This window comes from Pseudaquabacterium terrae (assembly GCF_013266755.1).
Lineage (GTDB): Bacteria > Pseudomonadota > Gammaproteobacteria > Burkholderiales > Burkholderiaceae_C > Pseudaquabacterium > Pseudaquabacterium terrae.
Window position 1 is genome coordinate 1 of sequence record NZ_JABRWJ010000024.1, and the last position, 19159, is coordinate 19159.

Consider the following 19159-nt stretch of genomic DNA (forward strand, 5'->3'; position numbering starts at 1 on the left):
AGCGGCCCCATTGCGGACGACAGGGGTCGCAATGTCCCAATTCGAGATCCAAATCTCGGCCAAATCGGCTGCCTCCAACCAAATCGGCCGTACAGCTCACCTACCGTGAAACATGCGGGCTAGTGCTGCCGCCGCCCGCGCTCGCCTGATTCCCCGCACCCTTTTGGCGGCCTCTGTGCCGCCGGGGCATTGCTTTGCCTGAACTTTCCGCAGGAGACATCGACATGAAGAAGCACGTCATCGTTGCCGCAGTGCTGGCGACACTCGCAGGGACCCCGCTCGCGCAATCGGAGGTGACGATCTACGGCCGCGTCGACCTCGGCGTGGCGCAGTATGCGGAAGCCGCCGGATCGCTGAAGGTGCGAGAGCTCCGGCAAGGCTCCGGAAGCCGCCTGGGCTTTCGCGGCGTGGAGGACCTGGGCGGTGGACTCAGCGCGTTCTTCGACCTCCAGCACCGCTTCGACGGCGACACCGGCGTGGCGGCGCCGCGCTACTGGGAAGGCCAGTCGATTGTCGGCGTGGGCGACAAGCGCTGGGGCAGCATCTACCTCGGCCGCACCGACGCCGCGACCTACGGCCTGGTCGAAGTGCCTGCCGATCCGTTCCTGACGGAGACGGTGGCCCATGCGACGCAGATCATTCGCGGCCGCGTCGGCACCAACCGCAACAGCTCGTCGATCAACTACCGCGGGACCTTCGGGTCCGTGACGCTGCGGGCGCAGATCGCCGAGGCGGAGGAGAACCCCTCGACGGCGGCGATCATCGGCGTCGATGCGGCCGGGCGCTTCAAGACCAGCGCCGGCATCACCGACAAGCGGCCGTACAGCGTGGCGGCGTCGTATGCGGCGGGCCCCGTGTGGCTGGCCGCCGGCTACGAGAACCCGACCGACAAGGACGACCACTGGGCGGCGATCGCAGGCAGCTACGACTTCGGCAGCGTCAAGCTCGGGGCCTTCGTCGGCAGCGGCAAGAACGTGTTGGCCGAGGGCATGCGAGGCACGCTGCTGTCGCTCACCGCGCCCATCGGCAGTGGCGCGCTGCGCGCCAGTCTCGGCCGGCTGCAGAACACCACGCGCCACCTGACGACCGACAAGCAGGTCGGCATCGGCTACCAGGTCCTGCTGTCCAAGCGCACCGCGCTGTACACCGACATCGTGCGGCAGCAGCGTGACGGCATCGGCAACGCCAAGGGAGCCGGTCGCCTGCAGCAGACCGGCTTCGACCTGGGTATCCGGCACCTCTTCTAGCCCTGGCGTGGCGGACTCGAAGCGGCCATCGACTGCAGGCGACGAGGCCGGCGATCAAAGCGCCCCCAGCCTCTCAACGTACGACCTCGTCGGCGCGCGACAAGAGGCGACCGGGCACCGCGACCCCGAGCGCAAGGGCGGTCTTCAGGTTGATCAGCAGTTCGAACTTTTGCGGCTGCTGGACTGGGAGGTCGGCGGGCTTGGCGCCCTTGAAGATCCGGTCGACGTAGCCGGCGGCGCGGCGCGCCAGCGCGACGATGTCCGCCCCGTACGTCAGCAAGGCGCCACCGGCATGGTGGTAGCGCTCCACGCCGATGGTCGGCAGGCGTGCCTGCGTCGCTGCGCTCACCAGCTCGGCGCTCGAGTAGACATGCCAGGGCGCTGGGAGGATGAACAACGCGTCGGTGCGCGTGCGCCCGAGTGGCGGGATGACAGCCGCGATGTCCTCGACACGGTTCAGCTCGACCCGCCGGATGCGGATGCCGAGGCGAGGCGCCAGCGCCTCGATCTGCGTCAGCTCGTTGCGGTTGACCACCCAGTCGGGCATCCACAGCACCGCGACCTCGCGGGCCTGCGGCAGCAACTCGCGCAGCAACTCGAACCGCTTGCCGTGCAGCTCGTCGTCGACGGCCGACAGGCCGGTGAGGTTGCCCCCGGGGCGCGCCAACGACGGGACCAAGCCGCTCGTGACCGGATCGCTCACCCCCGAGAACACGATCGGGATCGTGCTCGTCGCACGCTTCGCGGCCATCGCCGCACCGGTGGTAAGACAGAAGAAGAGGTCGACGCCGTCCGCCACCAGTGCGGCGGCGTGCGCGTCGAAACCCTCCGTCTTGCCCCCGGTGTGCCGCCAGTCCATCACATAGTCGCGGCCCTCCTCGTAGCCCTGCTCGCGCATGCCGGCGAAAAAGGCATCGAAGACCGGCACGGCGCCGGAGCTGGGCCGCGGAAAAAACGAGATGTAGCCGATGCGCCGCGGGCGGTCGGCTGGCCAGACGCCACGCGCGACGCCGGCCGCCGCACCGAAGACGATGAGCCGGCGTGCAACGCCGGCCGGACGCGGATTCATGCGCCGAGACTACCTCCGAACCGCCCTCACCGCAAAGCGGGTGCGGGGCCGCCGGGCGGCTTCACCCCTGCTCGACCACCGGAGCGAGCAGCAGGCGACCGACGACCGCGCGTGCGAAGAGGTATTGGTTGAGCGCCCGCCGGCCCAGCAGGCCGATGTCGACCCGGCCTGCGGGGTCGCACGGGAAGGTCAGGTCGTGCCGATCCCTGAACAGGGACCTGAACCGCAGCCGGTGGCCGCTGCGGTCTTCACGCGCCGGTGTCATCAACTTCATGACGTTGCTCCAGCTTTTCCCGGCACGCATCGCCGCTGCGGCGCGTGCCGGTTTCTCAATGTTCCACGGGTGGCCAGATGCGGATGGCGGGCATCGGCGAGCCGGGGGCATGCACCAGCGCATCCATCGGCAACTGGTGCAGCTCGCCCGCCGGTGGGCCCTTGGCGAGTGCGGTTTCCTGCGGTTCGAACTCGCGCGCCCGCGCCTCGATCGATTCGAATTCGTAGAGCACCGCGATCTCGGGCCATCCGCACAGGCAGGAATACACGCGGGCGCAGATCGCCCCCGGCATGCCGGCGATCAGCGGCAGGCGGCTGTTGGCGTACCACTTGCCGACCGCGTGCTGGGCCTCCACGCTCTTCATGCGCAGCATGCCCATCTGGATCGCCGGTCCCGGCGTGGTGCCTGGCACGCGCAGGCGCAGCTCCGGTCCGTTCACGCGATAGGTTTCGTTGAACAGGTAGCTCTGCGGGCCGATCCGCAGGTCCAGCATCTCGCGGTCGAGTCCGGTGCGCGCCGCCTCCTCGTCGAGCACGCTCGGTGCGAAGAACAGCAGCGGATCGACCGCGCCGGTGAGCAGCACGTATTGCGTGCCGGAGCCGGTCTCGGCGGCGGGCGGCCGGCTGAAGCGCCGATGCACCGAACCGAGCATCGCCGGGCTGGTCGCGTTCTTGTAGTGGGCGACCCAGGTGATGCCCGGGCGCTGCTTCAGACGGGGCAGGTAGTCCCCGTGAAGCCAGGCGAGGTAGTGCTCGGTCCGGTCATCGGGAAGGTCGTACCAGAGGGCCCAGATTGCCTTGTCCATGTGATTCAAGCCGTTTCGTGCGGATGGTGATTCGGGGTGATTCGGGGTATTCGGTCGGTGTCAGTCGATCTTGGCGCCGGATTCGCGCCACAGCCGCGTGACGCTTTCTTCCTGCGCCGCCATGAAGCTGCTGAATGCGGCGACCGGCATCGTCTCCGGCTCGAGGCCCGCGTTGACGAGCCCTTGCATCACTGCAGGATCCTTGACGGCCTTGTCGATCGCCCGGTTGAGCAGGTCGACCACGGCCGCGGGCGTGCGAGCGGGCGCATGAATGCCATACCAGGTGATCAGGGTCAGTTGCGGAAAGCCCTGCTCCGTGACGGTGGGTACGTCGGGCAGGGCACCGAGCCGCTTCGCCCCCGTCACCGCGATCGCGCGCAGCCGGCCCTCCTTGATCGCGCCGAGTGCCGCGACGGCGGTGTAGGTCACGTGCGCGCGGCCGGCGCTGACATCGACCAGCGCCGGGCCGACGCCGCGGAACGGCAGGTGCTGGACGTCGGCCTTGGTGTAGTGCCGCAGCATTTCGCAGGCCAGGTGCGAGCTGCCGCCGACCCCGGCCGAAGCGCAGTTGACGGTGTTCGGGTGCGCCTTGGAGTAGGCCACCAGCTCGGCGATGTTCTTCACCGGCAGCGACGACGGCACCACGACGATCTGCGGCGCCGTGCCGAGCAGGGCCACCGGCACGAAGTCGCGGCTCATGACGAAGGGCGGAGGCGTGCGCGCGGCCTGGTTCAGCAGGTACGCGCCCGTGGTGTTCAGCAGCGTGTAGCCGTCCGCAGGGGCGTCCTTGACGGTCCTGGCGGCCACCACGCCGCCGGCCGATGGCAGCGGCTCGACGTTGACCTGCTGTTTCCAGGTCGTCGAGAGGTAGGCGGCGACCACGCGCGCCGGCAGTTCCGAGCCGCCGCCGACGATCAGGCGCACGGGTTTGTTCGGGTAGTCGATGGCCGGCGACGACGGCTGCGCGTTGGCCGCCGACGGCGCGCAGGCCCATGCCGCGCCGATGGCCGCGGCCAGCGCGTGCAATGCAAGTTGTCTCCTGAGGATCGTTTTCATTGGAATGCTCCGGGTGGCAGGGTAATGGGTCGGTCCGCGAGCGGGGTCCGGTTGCGTTCGGCAAGGTGCTTCGGTCGGCGTCGATCAGGGCCGCGCCAGCAGCGTGACGACGGTGGCGGCCTCTTCGGTGCCGTAGAAGCCGCCGCCGTTCTCAGCGGCGGCGAAGCGCGCCCCGGGCACCTGGCGCCGGCCGGCCTCGCCGCGCAGTTGCGTGACCAGCTCGTGGATCTGGATCGCCCCCGTCGCGCCGATCGGATGGCCCTTGGACACCAGGCCGCCGGAGGGATTCACCGGCAGCCGCCCGCCGAGCCGCGTGTCGCCGCGTTCGGCCATCGCGCCGCCTTCGCCGGGCGCGCAGAAACGCAGGTTCTCCACGTGCAGGATCTCGGCGAAGCTGGTCGCGTCGTGCACCTCGGCGACGTCGATGTCCTGCGGGCCGATGCCGGCCTGGGCGTAGGCCTTGTCGGCCGCGACGCGACCGATGTGCCGTGACAGGTCGTGCGGGTCGCGATTCGATCCGCTGGCCAGCGCGCTGGCGAGGATGCGCACCGCGCGGCCCTTGTCCAGTTGGCCGAGCCGCCGGCCGCTGCACAGCACGATGGCCGCCGCGCCGTCGCTCAAGGGGGCGCACATCGAACGCGTGAGCGGCCACGAGACGAGACGATCCGCCAGGACCTCGTCGATCGACATGTCCTGCTGGTACTGCGCCAGCGGATTCAATGTCGAGTGGTGGTGGTTCTTGGCCGCCACGCTGGCGATCTGGCGCTGCGTGGTGCCGTACAGCCCCATGTGCTGGCGGGCCACCGCGGCGTAGATGTCCATGAACACGCTGCGGGCGCCGGTGTCGCCGTCCGCCGCCGGCGGGATCTCGACGCCAACGCCCAGCGACAGCAACCGCTGCGTGGTCTCGGCTTCGGTGTGCACGTCCCAGCCGCCGCGGAAGGCCTGCAGCATCTGTTCCTTCTGCTGCGGGTAGAACATCTTCTCGGCGCCGACCACCAGCGCGAAGTCGGCGATCCCGGCGCGGATGCTGGCGCAGGCCTGGTTCAGGCCGGTCGACGAACTGCAGCAGGCGTTCTCCACGTTGACGATCGGGATCGATTCGAATCCCATCGAACGCAGCGCGCATTGCCCGCGGATCGAGTTCTGGCCTTCCATCTGGCCCTGGCGCGAGTTCGAGAACCAGGCCGCATCGATCTGCGCCAGCGACAGGCCGGCGTCGCGCAGTGCGGTGGCGACGGCCATACGCGTCAGCTCCTTGACCGAGAGCTGCGGGAACTTGCCGAGCGGCGTCATGCCGACGCCGACGATGAACACTTCATCGTTCATGGCTGCACCTTTGACGCTGCGCCGGGCTCGTCCTGCTCGAAGCGTTGCCGGACCTCGCGGCGCACCACCTTGCCGACCTCGTTGCGCGGCAGGTCGGCGACGATGTGGATCGCCTTCGGCGCCTGTACCGAGCCGATCTCGGCCTTGACGAAGCGGATCAGCTCGGCGGCATCGACGCTCGCGCCATCGCGCAGCCGGACCGCCGCCTCGACCCGCTCGCCCCACTTCTCGTCCGACAGGCCGAACACGATGCTCTCGTGCACGCCGGGGTGCTTGGACAGTGCCGCTTCGACATCGGTGGGGTAGACGTTGAATCCGCCCGAGATGATCATTTCCTTCAGCCGGCCCCGGATCGTCAGGAAGCCCTGCTCGTCGAAGGCGCCGAGGTCCCCGGTGTGCAGCCAGCCGTCGACGATGGTCGCGGCGGTCAGCTCGGGGTTGTCGAGATAGCCCTTCATCAGCAGGTCGCCGCGCGCCACCACCTCGCCGGATTCGCCGGGGGGCAGGATGCGGCCCTGTGCATCCATCACCTCGACCTGCACCAGCGGTCCCGGCCGTCCGACCGTGCCGGCGTGGCGTTCGTCGGCGAGCTGCTCGCGCGTGGCACCGGTCAGGCACTGGGAAGCTTCGGTCTGGCCGTAGGTCACGTCGATCTTGGCGCCGAAGATCGCTTGCGCCTGCCGGATCTTCTCGACCGGCATCGGCGCGGCGCCATAGGTGATGCTGTGCAGTGCGCGGGTGTCCCGCGGCTGGCGCTGCTGCTCCGCCATCAGGGCATAGAGCAGCGTGGGCGCGAGGAACATCCGCGTCACACCGCGTTGTTCGATGGCATCGAGGATCGCCGGCGCGGCCGGCTTGCGCAGCAGGATGGTGCGCCCGCCCACTGCCAGCAGCGGAAGGATGTAGGTGCCGCCGGCGTGGGTCAGCGGCGAGACCGCCAGGCCGGTGTCGCCGCCGTGGTAGCCGTACATCAGCCGCATGTGCAGGTGCACCGTGCTGCCGACGCGATAGGGCTGCTGCACGGCCTTGGGCACGCCGCTCGAGCCGCCGGTGAACTTGATGGCCTGCAGGTCGTCGAGCGTCACGCCGTCACGATTCGGCCGGTCACCGCCGTGGCGCCGGATGATCGATTCGAACCCGGTGCCGCCCGACACGTCGGTGGCGATCAGCACGGGCGCCCCATTCGGCGTGAACTTGTCGAGGCAGTCGTCGTCGACGATGAAGAGCGCCGGCCGGGTCACCTCGACGATCCGGTCGAGATCACGCTTCGAATTCTGCGGATTGAGCGCGACCCAGGTATTGCCGCAGGCGTAGGTGGCGAGGATCGCGAGGTAGTGCGCGAGCGAGTTGTGGCCGCAGATGGCGATCCGGTTGCGGCACCCGGGCACGATCGATTGAACGTGCGCCGCGAGCGCATCGACCCGAAGGGCCAGTTCCCGGTAGGACAGTGCGGTGGAGTCGGATTCGACGGCCACCGAATCGGGCAGCAATCGGGCGGTGCGGTACAGATGGTCGATGGGAAGCATGTCGGTTCTCGTCAAGCGGATTGGCGCGGGGCCGCAGGGCCTTCGATGACGTGGGTCAGGAGGCCGCGGATCGATTCGATGTCCGTGTCGGGCAGCCCGGCCAATTGCTGCGCGTCGAATTCGTGCAGGCGCCGCAGCAGGGCTTCCCGGCGCTCCCGCCCCTGGTCGGTCAGGCGCAGCAGCTCGCCGCCGCAGCGCTGAACCAGCGAGCGTTCGGCGAGCTCGGCCACGGCATCCTCGGCGTCGCGCATGCCGAGGTAGGCCTGGCGCACCAGGCTGGCGAGCGTCAGTCCGTCGGGATTGCGATGCAGCACCGCCAGCACGCGGCTCTGGGCAAGCGTCAGGCCCTCGGCCTGGCGATGCGCGTCGAACTTCTCGGACAGCGCCTGGTAGGCGAACAGCAGCATCACCAGGAGGGAAGTCTCTGCCACGGGGGCCTGCGTCGCCGCGGTGGGCGGCGCCTTCAATCCGGGGTGATCGACGGCCACGCCGTAGCGGCCCTGCACGAACAGCAAGGGCTCCTTCTCGAAGCGGGTGAACTTGCGCACTCGGCCGACCATCAGCACGTGGTCGCCGCCGTCGTGCATCGCCTCGCGCTCGCACTCGAGAACGGCCAGCACGTCGGCCAGGATCGGCGCGCCCGTCTCGCCGCGGCACCAGGGCACCTGGCCGAAGCGGTCGATGCCGGGTGTCGAGAAGCAGCGCGAGACATCGATCTGGTCGGCGGCCAGGATATTCACCGCGAAATGGCTTGCCGATTCGAATAGCGCAAGGCTCGTCGCCCGGCGATTGAGGGCCCAAACGATCAGCGGCGGGTCGAGAGAAAGCGAGCTGAACGAATTGGCGGTCACGCCGACACGCTCGCCTTCGAGCTGTGCGGTGATGACGGTCACGCCGGTGCCGAATTGCGAGAGACAGCGCCGGAAGGAGCGCATGTCGAGTGCAGGATCGCCCGATTCCACGGGAATTGCTGTGGTGCCGCCGGGGGCCATTTTCATCTCCTGTATTCGCGTCAATGGACAATGGATTCAATAGGCCGGATTGCGCGATTCATTGGAATTGAAGATAGCACGCGCCATTCAGAACGGGTGCCCCGGGTCGCTCGAAAGGGTTCCACGATCCGAGACGCCGCGAAGATCGGCGTCGATCGATGTCGGCAGCGGGCAGGGCGGTTTTCGATTGCCTTCGGCGCGGCGAACTGGCATCGTGCCTCGATGGATGCGACGAAGACCCCGCCTGCGCACTGGAGCTACGGCGAGAAGCCGGCGCTCGCCGGCGCTGACGCCGCGCCCAAGGCCGGCAAGGCCGCCGCCGAGGGCGTGCAAAGCGTGCGCCGGGCGGTGACCGTGCTCAACGTGTTGGGCAGCTTCGGTCGCACCGGCGCCTCGGTGGCCAAGATCTCGCAGCTCAGCCAGCTGCACAAGGCCACCGCGCACCGCATCCTCGGCGCACTGCTCGGCGAAGGCCTGGTGGAGCAGGACCCGTCATCCAGGAACTACCGCCTCGGCGCACGCATCTCGGTGCTCAATGCGCTGATGGGGCAGCAGTTCGACCTGCGCATCGTCGGCCAGCAGGTGCTGGACCGCCTGGCCGAAGCGACCGGGGACGCGATCTACCTGGGCGTTCGAACCCACTTCGACGGGCTGTGCCTCGACCTGCGCGAGGGTGAACACAAGGTTCCCGTGCTGCGCCTGCGGCCGAACGAATGCTGGCCGCTGGGCATCGGCGCCTTCAGCATCGCCCTGATCGCCTTCCTGCCCGACGAGGAGGTGGACGCGATCATCGAGCACAACGCGCGCTACCTGGGCGCGCAGCGGGACATCACGCCGAGCTACATCCGGCAGCAGGTCGACAGCACCCGCGCATGCGGCCATGCGGCGAGCCGCAACCTGGGCAACCTGGGCATGGCGGCCGTTGCCGTGCCGGTGTTCGATCCGCTGTGGCGCCCGATCGCCTCCTTGTGCATCACGACCACGCTGGAAAGGCTCTCCGCCGAGCGCGAGAAGGAGCTCGTGAACCTGCTGTGGGCCGAATCGCGCGCCATCACGACGAACTGGTGCGAGCTGGGCGGCTTCTCGCGCCCCATCACCTGGCGCAAGGGGCTGGCAAGCTCGATCTAGGCGCCGGCCTGGCGCAGCGCCTCGCGCTTGGCCGCGAGCCGATCGATGGTCCGGGCGCTGTCGACGACGAAGCGCGTGTGCCGGCCACGAGCGATCTCTTCCACCGCGTCGCGGACCGTGAACGCGAAGCTCACGCGCCGGCCTTGCACGCCATCGATGCGGACGTCGATGCGCACGCGCGCACCGAGCGGCGTGGCGCCGACATGGTCGATCAGCACCTGCGTGCCGACCGAGTTCTCGCCCGGGTCGAGGTGCGGCAGCAGCGCCTCGTGGCATGCGTACTCCATGTCGTGCACCACGCTGGGCGTCGCGTACACCCTGGCGGCCGGCCCCATGAACGTGATGCAGCGGTGCTCATCGACCGTGACGTGCTTCGTGAAGGTCGGAGCGGCAGACAGGGAAGGCTTCATGCGGGTCAACCCTTATGATGTGCATCAAGGATGCTACTAGTATATTAGTAGTGCAGCAGTTGAATCGCACGTAAGGAGCAATCTCGATGAACACGACAGTCGGTGGCCTCCACCGTCCATCGGTGGCAGCGCGTCTCGAACGCCTGCCGATGACCCGCTACCAGCGCATGCTGTTCGCGATCATCGCGACGGCCTGGTTCTTCGATTCGATGGACCTGGGGCTCATGACTTTCGTGCTCGGCTCGATCAAGGCCGAGTTCGGGCTGAGCGCGGTGCAGACCGGGCTGCTGGCGAGCTCCAGCTTTGCCGGCATGTTCCTCGGCGCCGCGACGGCCGGCATGCTGGCCGACAAGTTCGGGCGCAAGCCGGTGTTCCAGCTCAGCATGATCTTCTGGGGCGTCGGCAGCCTGATGTGCGGCCTGGCGCAGAACGTCGACCAGCTGATGGCCTGGCGCATCGTGCTCGGCTTCGGCATGGGCATGGAGTTCCCGATCGGCCTGGCGATGGTGTCCGAGATCGTGCCGGCCGTGAGCCGCGGGCGCTACGTCGCGATCCTCGAAGGTTTCTGGCCGCTTGGCTTCATTGCTGCCGGCATCACCGCCTACCTGTGCCTGCCGCTGATCGGCTGGCGCGGCCTCTTCATCGCGCTGTCGCTGCCGGCGGTGTTCGTGTTCGTCGTGCGGCGCTGGGTGCCGGAGTCTCCGCGCTGGCTGGAGGACGCGGGCCGCACGCTGGAGGCCGACGCCGTGACCAGCCGTTTCGAGCAGCGCGTGCTCGCCGCCTCGGGCCGGCAGGCGCTGCCGCCGGTGGCGTTCAGCGCGGCCGCGCCGCAGCCCAGGGCCTCGCGCGGCACGCTGTTCGCCGAGCTGTTCAAGGGTGTGTATGCCAGGCGCACGCTGATGCTGTGGGCGCTGTGGCTGTTCGCGCTGCTCGGCTACTACGGGTTGACCACCTGGCTCGGTGCACTGCTGCAGCAGGCCGGCTACGCGGTGACGAAGTCGGTGCTGTACACGGTGTTGATCTCGCTGGCCGGCATCCCGGGCTTCATCTTCTCGGCCTGGCTGCTCGAAGCCTGGGGCCGCAAGCCGACCTGCGTGCTGATGCTGGTGGGCAGCGCGGCGGCTGCGTACCTCTACGGCCAGGCCGCCGCCACGCAGGCGCCGGTATCGCAGCTGATCATGGCGGGCCTGGCGATGCAGTTCTTCCTGTTCGGCATGTGGTCGGTGCTGTACGCCTACACGCCGGAGCTGTACCCGACCCGCTCGCGCGCCACCGGCGCCGGCTTCGCGTCGTCGATCGGCCGCATCGGCTCGCTGGCCGGGCCGTACATCGTCGGCGTGCTGCTGCCGATCACCGGCCAGGCCGGCATCTTCACGCTCGGTGCCGCCTCGTTCGTCGTCGCAGCGCTGGTGGTGCTGCTGCTCGGCGCGGAGACCAAGGGCCAGTCGCTCGAGCAGCTGTCGGGTTGAAGCTCAGGCGGCGCCGGGCCGTTCCCAAGCCGACTGAATGCCCCTCGGGGGCCGCGAACGAAGTGAGCTGGGGGCTGACATGTCAGCGATCGCCGAGAACCGTGGCGCGCGTGTAGTGCTCGATGTTGTCGATCAGCTTGTCGAGCGCGTGGCCCGCAGCGTCCGCGTCGGCCTTGGCGACCGCGGTGGCCACTGCGGCATGCAGCTTGGCCATCTCCGGCATGTCGGGCGACTGCTTGTAGTGCATGTACCAGAAGCGCCGCGACAGGCCGTGCAGCAGCCGCATGGCGCCTTCGGCGAACTCGTTGCGCGCGGCGGCCAGGCACAGTTCGTTGAACTCGCGGTCGGCGCGGATGAAGGCGACGTCGTCGTTCTTCGCCGCGGCGCCGACGAAGTCCCGGGCCAGCCGCGCGAAGCGCTGGCGTTCGGTGTCGCTGGCGCGGCGTGCGGCGCTGCGGCAGACCAGGCGCTCGATCTCGCGCCGGGTCTCCAGCAGCTTCAGCTGCTTGTTCAGGTCGACCGCTGCCACCAGCAGCCCCCGCTGCGGCAGCACGACGATCAGGTGCTCGCGCGCCAGGCGCTGGATCGCCTCGCGGATCGGCGTGCGGCCGATGCCGGTCATCTCGGCCAGCTGCTGCTCGGAGACGACGGCACCCGGCGGCAGGCGCAGCGTGACGATCGCCTCCTCGAGCATCTCGTACGCCATGTCGGTCAGCTTGGCTTTCGGTTCGAGCAGCGGCGCGTCGTCTGCCGGCGCGGCGGCGCGCGGCGCCGGGGGGCGGATCGGTGCCGTGCTGCGCTTGCGGGTGGCCATCAGGAGGAACTCCGTGAATTCAACTGACATACTAACTGACGACGTGCTCGACATCGAGTGCCTCGGCCGCGGCCCGCGGGTGCTGGCGCTGCACGGCATCCAGGGCACGCGTGCCGCCTGGCTGCCGGTGGCGCGGCGGCTTGCGGCGCACGCCCGCTTCGTGCTGCCGAACCTGCGCGGGCGCGGCCGTGCGCCGCGCGGCAGGGGCCCCGGCGACTACACGCTGGACGCCTACGCCGGCGATGCCGCGGCGGCGATCGAGCGCCATGCCGCCGGCGCGCCGTACTTCCTGGCCGGCTGGAGCATGGGCGTGTCGGTGGCACTCGCACTGCTGGACCGCCGGCCCGAGCTGCGGCCGGCCGGGCTGATCCTGCTGTCGGGCACGCCCTGTCTGGCGCAGGCGCGCTGGTTCGACGGCGAGGGCGCCGCGCTGCTGGCCGCGGTCGCCGCGCGCGAGCATCGGCTCGGCCTGCTGCAGGCTGCCGACCACGACGCCGTCGCCTTCACCTGGCGCGCGATATGCCTCACCGACCAGCGCCCGCTGCTGCCACGCATCGATGGCCCGGCGCTGCTGCTGCACGGCAGCGCCGACACCGACTCGCCGCACGAGCATGCGCGCTGGCTCGCCGAGGGCCTTCCGCAGGCGCGGCTGGTGACGCTGGCCGGTGCCGGCCACGCGCTGCTGACCGAGCACACCGAGCGCGTCGCCGCGGAAATCGAATCCTTCCTCGCGCAACATGCGCGCCCCCCGAAAGACCCCCATGAGACCTGAAGACCTGATCCACTTCTGCCCGCCCGGCCGGCTGATCATCGGCTGCGGCACTCGCTCGACGCTGCCGCCACTGGTGCAGCGGCTCGGCCACCGCTGCGGCGTGTTCGTCACCGACGCCTTCTTCACGCGCCACACGCCCTGGGTGCAGCAGTACCTCGATGCCGCCGCGGCGCTGGGCATCCGCACCGTGGTGTTCGACGGCGGCCTGCCCGACCCGACGACGACGCTGTGCGACGCAGCGACCGCGGCCTTGCGCGAGCAGCTCGCCGGCACCGCGCCCGACCACGTGATCGCGCTCGGCGGCGGCAGCAACATCGACCTGGCGAAGGCGCTGTGCCTGACGCTGACCGAAGGCCGGCCGGTGCGCGAATTCGTCGGCGACATCGGCGGCTGCCGGCCGCTGTCGCTGATCGCGCTGCCGACCACCTCGGGCACCGGCTCGGAGGCGACGCCGGGCGCGATCCTGCTCGACCCGGGCAACGCGACCAAGGTGGCGGTGATGGACAACGCGCTGCGGCCTCAGGTGGCCTTGATCGACCCGGAGTTGAGCTTCACCTGCCCGCCGCGCGTGACGGCCGATGCCGGCATCGATGCCTTCACGCATGCGATCGAGTCGCTGCTGACGATCGACTCGGCCGCCTATGACCGCACCGGCCACGTCGACCCGGGCTACAGCGGGCGCTCGTCGCTGACGATGATGTTCGCGCGCGAGGCGATCCGGCTGTGCATCGCGTACCTCGAGCGCGCTTACCGCGACGGCTGCGACACGACGGCGCGCATCGGCATGGCCTACGCCAGCGTCTACGCGGCGCTGTCGTACGGCAGCGCCGGGCTGAACGCGGTGCACGGCATCGCCTACGCGGTGGCCGGCCGCACGCACTGCAGCCACGGCAGCAGCAACGCGGTGATGTTGCCCTACGTGCTGGACGCGCTGCGCGACGTGCGCCGGGTCGAGCTGCTGGAGGTGGCGCGCCTGTTCGGCCTGCCCGGCGACGACGCGGCGGCGCTCGCTGCGCTGCCGCAGGCGGTGCGCGGCCTGGTCGGCCGGCTCGGCATTCCCACCGACCTGCGCGGATTCGGCATCGAAACAAGTGAACTCGATGCGCTGGTGGCCGACGCGCTGGCCGTCACCCGCCTGGCGAAGGCGTTCCCGGTGGTCGACGTGGCGGGCTGCTATCGCGCGATCGTGCACGACGCGTTCGACGGCCGGCTGGCGGCCGACGATCGCCTTGAATTGGTAGCTTTCAACTGATATATTAGTAGGATGCAAGTTGATCCAGGAGCGCCGACCATGATGACCGAACGCCAACGCCAGTTCCGCGAGCAGTACAAGGCCGACATCAGCCCCTTGTACAACGGCCTGCTGCACATCGCCGTGATCTACGGCGTCGGTGCGGCGGCGATCTGGTACTGCACGGGACAGATGCGGTACGCCGGCTGGGAATGGCTGCTCGCGCTGCCGGTGTTCATCGCCGGCAACTTCGTCGAATGGTTCATGCACCGCCACGTGATGCACCGGCGCATCGACGTGTTCGCGCTGCGGGCGATCTACGAGCGCCACACGCGGCAGCACCACCAGTACTTCACCGATCTCGAGCCGACGATCGACTCGACGCGCGAGTTCCGCATCGTGTTCTTCCCGTGGCGCGTGCTGATCACGCTGGGCGTCGGCGGCCTCGCGCTGGGCTGGCTGGCGGCGCAGGTCTTCAATGCCAATGCCGGATACGTCGTGTTCGTCACGATGGTCGCGCAGTACCTGGTCTACGAGACCTTTCACTACTGCTGCCACGTGCACGACAACTGGTTCGTGCGCCACACGCCCTTCATCAACACGATCCGCCGACACCACACGGCGCACCACAACATGGGGATCATGATGAAGTACAACATGAACCTCACGTTCCCGATCGCCGACTGGTTCATGGGCACCACCGACCTGCGTCGCGGCCTGCTCGGCCACCTGTTCAACGGCTACAGCGAGAAGCACGTGAAGCAGGAGCTGAAGCCGATCATCGCGAAGTTCCGCGACGACCACAGCCGCGTCACGCTCGACGGCCCGCAGCTGACCTTCCAGGAAGAGAGCGTGATGGTCGGCGGCGGCCGCAACGAAACGTGCGCAATGAGGGCGCAATGAGGGCGCAATAACCCTTCGGCCAGCCGTACTGACAGCCGATCGACAGCGTCGATCGAAATCATCCGCTCCCACGCCGCTCCCTTCGGCGGCGAGGAGACAGATCTCATGCAGATCACCGGCATGTTGCACGGCGCACGCCTGCTCAAGTTCGTCGGCTTTCCCGCTACCGAGGTTCTCGGGCCCGGCGCGAGCGAAGAAGAGATCAAGGCCCTGATCGATCGCCACGGCCAGATCTTCATCAAGCCGGTCTTCAAGGGCGGCATCGGCAAGAAGGGCAAGGCGGGCCTGCTCGGCCGCGCGAACGACCTGAAGACGGCGCTGGCCGAGAAGGAGCGGCTCTACTTCGTCGAGCATGCGGTCGGCCACGTCAAGGCCAAGGCCAACGGCGTCACCTTCGAAGCCGGCGTGCCGGCCAAGCACGAGGTCTACTTCTCGATCAGCGACTCCACGCACTTCCGCGCGCCGACGATGACGCTGACGCACTGCGGCGGCATGGACATCGAGGAGGTCGACAAACGCCACGTCGCGCAGGTGCCCTTCGATCCGCTGACCGGGCTGAAGGCCTTCGTCGTCGCCAATGCGCTGAGTGAGATCGGCGCGCCCAAGGAGATCATCTCGCCGCTGGTGCAGCAGCTGCCCAAGCTCTGGGAGCTGTTCCACGACTTCGGCATGACCACGCTGGAGCTCAATCCGATCCGCCTGCACGAGGACCGCAAGGGCCGGCTGACGCCGGTGGCCTGCGACTTCAAGTGCGGCTTCGACCGCGACGATCCGCGCTGGGCCCGGCTCGGGCTGCCGGCGCACCTGTTCGCGGCGGACCACACCGACTTCGAGCAGGAGATCAACCAGCTGCGCACGCACCAGGGCCAGAGCGACGTCTACGTGATCAACGACCAGGGCACGATCCTCGCGCCCACCTTCGGCGGCGGCGCCAATTCACTGGTCACCGAGATGCTCGGCGACGCGGCGATCATTTCGTCGGACTTCGGCGGCAATCCGCCCTACGACAAGATGAAGGAGGTGGCGCGCATCTGCTTCAAGCACTGGCTGAAGCAGTCGAACGTGCTGTTCGTGATCGGCGGCAAGAGCAACAACACCGACATCCACGAGACGCTGCGCGCCATCGCCGATGCGCTGCGCGAGCACGTCAGCGCCTACGGGCCGGTGCCGCTGTACGTCGTGCTCGGCCGGGGCGGACCGAACCTGGTGCGCGGCATGGCCGCGCTGCGCGACACCTGCGACCAGTTGGGGCTGCCGTACCGGCTGTTCGGCTTCGACTCCGACATGAGCCAGGTCATCGATTACGCCAAGCAGGCCGATGCCTGGATGCGCGCCGGTGGCCGCGCGCAGCTCGCCGCCCGCATGGGCATCGCTTCAACCCCGCAGCACGCCGCCTGAAGGAAACATCATGGTCAAGCCAGGCATCGGCGACTTCAAGTACCACGTCGGCATCGGCTCGCTCGCGCAGATCGCGACGCGTGAAGACCGCGTCTGCGTGCTCAACATCCTGGGCGGCGAATCGAGCGACGTGACGCCGGTCAGCCACGCCTATTCCGGCGGCAACGTCGTCTTCGGCACCGCGCCCGGCAAGGGCGGCCAGGTGCTGGCGACGCCGGCCGGCGACATCCCCGTCTACAACAACGTGCGCGAAGGCCTGCAGGCTGGCCACCGCTTCAACTGCGGCGTCGTCTACCTGCCTCCTTCCGCCGCGCGAGACGGCGTGGCCGAGCTGATCCGCGTCAATCCGGAGCTGAAGAAGGTCTTCATCATCACCGAGAAGATCTCGGTGCACGACGCGCGCGAGATCCGTGCGATGGGCCAGCAGGCCGGCGTCGACATCTTCGGTGCCAACGGACTCGGCGTGGCGGACTCGTGGAACCGCGTGCGCATCGGCGGCGCCCTCGGCGGCGATGCGCCCAGCGACAGCCTGAAGCCGGGCTCGATCGCGATCTTCTCGAACTCCGGCGGCTTCTCGACGACCATCGCGCAGTACCTGCGCATGAGCGGCTGGGGCACGACCACCGTGATCTCCAGCGGCAAGGACGTCTACATCCACTACGCGGCGCCGGAGTTTGCGTTCGCGCTGGCCAACGATGCGCGCAGCAAGGCCGCAGTGCTGTACTGCGAGCCGGGCGGCTACTACGAGCACGACGCCACGTTCACCAAGCCGGTGGTCGCCTGCGTCGTCGGGCGCTGGAAGAGCAAGCTCACGCGCGCCGTCGGCCATGCCGGCGCGATGGCGGGCGGCGAGGACGATGCGCTCGCGAAGGAGCGCTGGTTCATGCAGAAGTTCGGCGTCGACGGGCTCTTCACGCCCGAGGCGCCGGTGTTCTCGACCCGCGGCGCCGTGGTGACCAACATCGCGCACATCCCGGTCGCGCTGGCTGCGGTGATGCGCGCCAACGCGACGCTGCCCGACTTCGAGCCCGAAGGCAGCCTGGCGCTCAAACCCTGGTTCGGTGCCGATGCGGGCCTGTCGCTGCCGCCGGTGCTGGCACTGCCCGTGGTGCAGGCCCTGTCGCCGTACGGCGAGCAGATCACGGCGGTGAACCGGCAGATCGGCAGCATCGCACCCCGCCAGGCGATGAAGGACGCCTCCGGCGCGTCGCAGATGGATGCGCAGACGCAGGTCAGCAGCCTGCACGGCGTGTCGATGCTGCATGCGGCGACGCAGCCGCTGGAGTCGCTGGTCAAGCTGGCGCTGCTGCACGAGCTGGGCGAGGCGCAGGACCGGCCGCTGGTCGCCGCGGCGATCGCCGCGCACGTCAACCTGCACGGCACGCCGGAGCTCGCCGCGGCGCAGGCCGCGCGCGATGCCGGCAATGCGCCGAACGCGGTGCTCGCTGCTGCGGCCAGCATCGTCGGGCCGAAGCGGCAGCAGGCGGCGCGCGACGCCGCCAAGCGCCTGATCGACCGCTTCGCTGCCGCCGGGCTCACGCAGGCGTACGACGAATCGTTCGACCTCGGCCGCGTCGACATCGAGGGCTGCGAGTCGCTGGTGCGCGCGACGCCCGACGAGCGCGCGCAGGCGCTGCTCGCGGGGCTGAAGGCGCGCGGCGCAACATCGGTCTTCGTGCGCTGGCTGCAGACGCTGCCCGGCCATCCGACCGCCGATGCGGTGCTCGCCGCGGTGACGACCACGCTCGCCTGGGGTCCGTTGGCCAGCAAGCGCATTTCGCGCCTGACGGCCGAGAGCCTGCCGTGGTGGATGACGCTGTTCGGCACGCTGATCGGCGCGTCGGCCGATGCGGCGCGTCATCAGGACGGGTGCTTCGGCGGCTTCGACGACGCGGCCTTGCTGGGTCGCTGCAGCCTGGGTGAGATCGCATTCGCGGCGCTGCTCGGCCGGTCGCCGGCAGAAGCGGACCTGTTCGCCTTCCAGACGCTCATCGGGCTGCTGCTGACCAACGGTCCGGGCGCGATCTCGGCGCAGGGCGCGAAGGGCGCCGTCTCGGCCGACGGCCCCGAAGCGCCCGAGCGCGTGCAGCTCAACAAGGCGCTGGTGGGTTTTCTCACGCACACCGGCTTCACCCACGGCGGTAACGGTTATGAGGGCATCGCGTTCCTCAGCGAGCAGTTCCGCGATGCCGCGCTGGCCGACCCGTCGGACCCGGCGCACGGTGTCGACCTGCATGCGCTGGCCGCGCAAACGGCCGCGCACTATGCACGTTACAAGTCCGAGCGCAAGAGCGCCGGCAGCCTGGAGATCGCCAAGCTGCCGGGCGTGAACCATCCGGTGTTCAAGGACAAGCCGGTCAACCACGACCCGCGCGAGGTGTTCATCGCCGAGCTGCTGGAGCGCCGCGGCGAGTACAACGTCTTCCATGCGTACTACCGCGCGCTGGTGCAGGCATTGTTCGACGCCGGCGTCTCGCGCAACGTCTACTGCGTCAATGTCGACGCGGTGATCGCGGCGCTGCTGCTGAAGATGCTGTGGCAGCCGCTGCAGCGCGGTGACTTCGCCGCCGCCGACCTCGAGACAGCGGCGTTCACGATCTTCCTGTATCCGCGCATGCTCGGCTGCGCCGCGGAGGTCGACGACCACATGAACCGCGGCCGCAACATGGACACGCGCACGCCGGCGTCGCAGTGCCGGTTCGTGGCCTGAGTGCCGATCGGCGTGTCGGCGACGAG

17 protein-coding genes are annotated in these 19159 nt (G+C 69.1%); 8 read left to right on the forward strand and 9 right to left on the reverse strand.

The genetic code is table 11. The features are described 5' to 3' along the window. Nucleotides 1–224 precede the first annotated feature (224 nt). Entirely contained in the window at nucleotides 225–1247 is a 1023-nt protein-coding gene (locus HLB44_RS35850) for a porin (RefSeq protein ID WP_173135465.1), read from the forward strand. 73 nt (nucleotides 1248–1320) lie between these two features. Here HLB44_RS35850 and HLB44_RS35855 read toward each other — a convergent pair whose 3' ends face one another. The 7 genes from HLB44_RS35855 to HLB44_RS35885 form a co-directional block, all read right to left on the reverse strand. After that, entirely contained in the window at nucleotides 1321–2175 is an 855-nt protein-coding gene (locus HLB44_RS35855) for an ABC transporter substrate binding protein (RefSeq protein ID WP_173135469.1), read from the reverse strand. Nucleotides 2176–2377: 202 nt separating this feature from the next. Next, nucleotides 2378–2590, reverse strand: a complete 213-nt coding sequence (locus HLB44_RS35860) for a hypothetical protein (RefSeq protein WP_246312671.1) — start codon at nucleotides 2588–2590, stop codon at nucleotides 2378–2380. Between the two features lie 55 nt (nucleotides 2591–2645). Next, nucleotides 2646–3395, reverse strand: a complete 750-nt coding sequence (locus tag HLB44_RS35865; RefSeq protein WP_173135472.1) for a hypothetical protein — start codon at nucleotides 3393–3395, stop codon at nucleotides 2646–2648. A 60-nt stretch (nucleotides 3396–3455) separates the two neighbouring features. Then, a complete protein-coding gene (locus tag HLB44_RS35870) occupies nucleotides 3456–4451 on the reverse strand; it encodes a Bug family tripartite tricarboxylate transporter substrate binding protein (RefSeq protein WP_173135475.1) in 996 nt (331 codons plus the stop codon). Between the two features lie 84 nt (nucleotides 4452–4535). Further along, complete coding sequence (locus HLB44_RS35875) at nucleotides 4536–5780, reverse strand: thiolase family protein (RefSeq protein WP_173135478.1); 1245 nt, start codon at nucleotides 5778–5780, stop codon at nucleotides 4536–4538. Then, the gene (locus HLB44_RS35880; protein WP_173135481.1) at nucleotides 5777–7306 is read right to left on the reverse strand and encodes a class I adenylate-forming enzyme family protein; all 1530 of its coding nucleotides are present in this window, start codon (nucleotides 7304–7306) and stop codon (nucleotides 5777–5779) included. The genes HLB44_RS35875 and HLB44_RS35880 overlap by 4 nt, the downstream gene beginning before the upstream one ends. Nucleotides 7307–7317: 11 nt before the next feature. Then, the gene (locus tag HLB44_RS35885; protein ID WP_173135484.1) at nucleotides 7318–8304 is read right to left on the reverse strand and encodes a flavin reductase; all 987 of its coding nucleotides are present in this window, start codon (nucleotides 8302–8304) and stop codon (nucleotides 7318–7320) included. Between the two features lie 216 nt (nucleotides 8305–8520). Here HLB44_RS35885 and HLB44_RS35890 point away from each other — a divergent pair, with 216 nt between their 5' ends. Further along, nucleotides 8521–9426: an IclR family transcriptional regulator gene (locus HLB44_RS35890; RefSeq protein WP_173135487.1), complete on the forward strand. Its 906-nt coding sequence runs from the start codon at nucleotides 8521–8523 to the stop codon at nucleotides 9424–9426. Here the strand turns inward: HLB44_RS35890 and HLB44_RS35895 are convergent. Then, on the reverse strand, nucleotides 9423–9836 hold the full coding sequence (locus HLB44_RS35895; protein WP_173135490.1) for a thioesterase family protein: 414 nt from the start codon (nucleotides 9834–9836) through the stop codon (nucleotides 9423–9425). The genes HLB44_RS35890 and HLB44_RS35895 overlap by 4 nt on opposite strands. 86 nt (nucleotides 9837–9922) lie before the next feature. On the opposite strand from HLB44_RS35895, the gene HLB44_RS35900 reads away from it, so the two are divergent. Then, nucleotides 9923–11305 carry an MFS transporter gene (locus tag HLB44_RS35900; RefSeq protein WP_173135493.1) on the forward strand — a complete coding sequence of 461 codons (1383 nt, stop codon included), beginning with the start codon at nucleotides 9923–9925 and terminating at the stop codon, nucleotides 11303–11305. Between the two features lie 82 nt (nucleotides 11306–11387). Here HLB44_RS35900 and HLB44_RS35905 read toward each other — a convergent pair whose 3' ends face one another. Beyond that, complete coding sequence (locus HLB44_RS35905; RefSeq protein ID WP_173135496.1) at nucleotides 11388–12119, reverse strand: GntR family transcriptional regulator; 732 nt, start codon at nucleotides 12117–12119, stop codon at nucleotides 11388–11390. Nucleotides 12120–12162: 43 nt separating this feature from the next. Here HLB44_RS35905 and HLB44_RS35910 point away from each other — a divergent pair, with 43 nt between their 5' ends. The 5 genes from HLB44_RS35910 to HLB44_RS35930 all read left to right on the forward strand — a co-directional run bounded on the left by HLB44_RS35910 (nucleotide 12163) and on the right by HLB44_RS35930 (nucleotide 19133). Then, on the forward strand, nucleotides 12163–12891 hold the full coding sequence (locus HLB44_RS35910) for an alpha/beta fold hydrolase (RefSeq protein WP_343051783.1): 729 nt from the start codon (nucleotides 12163–12165) through the stop codon (nucleotides 12889–12891). Further along, a complete protein-coding gene (locus HLB44_RS35915) occupies nucleotides 12881–14143 on the forward strand; it encodes an iron-containing alcohol dehydrogenase (RefSeq protein ID WP_173135502.1) in 1263 nt (420 codons plus the stop codon). Before HLB44_RS35910 ends, HLB44_RS35915 begins: the two co-directional genes overlap by 11 nt. A gap of 39 nt (nucleotides 14144–14182) precedes the next feature. After that, a complete protein-coding gene (locus HLB44_RS35920; protein WP_173135506.1) occupies nucleotides 14183–15025 on the forward strand; it encodes a sterol desaturase family protein in 843 nt (280 codons plus the stop codon). Nucleotides 15026–15130: 105 nt separating this feature from the next. Then, a complete protein-coding gene (locus tag HLB44_RS35925) occupies nucleotides 15131–16423 on the forward strand; it encodes an ATP citrate lyase citrate-binding domain-containing protein (protein ID WP_173135509.1) in 1293 nt (430 codons plus the stop codon). Nucleotides 16424–16433: 10 nt separating this feature from the next. Beyond that, a complete protein-coding gene (locus tag HLB44_RS35930) occupies nucleotides 16434–19133 on the forward strand; it encodes a CoA-binding protein (protein WP_173135512.1) in 2700 nt (899 codons plus the stop codon). Nucleotides 19134–19159 lie beyond the last annotated feature (26 nt).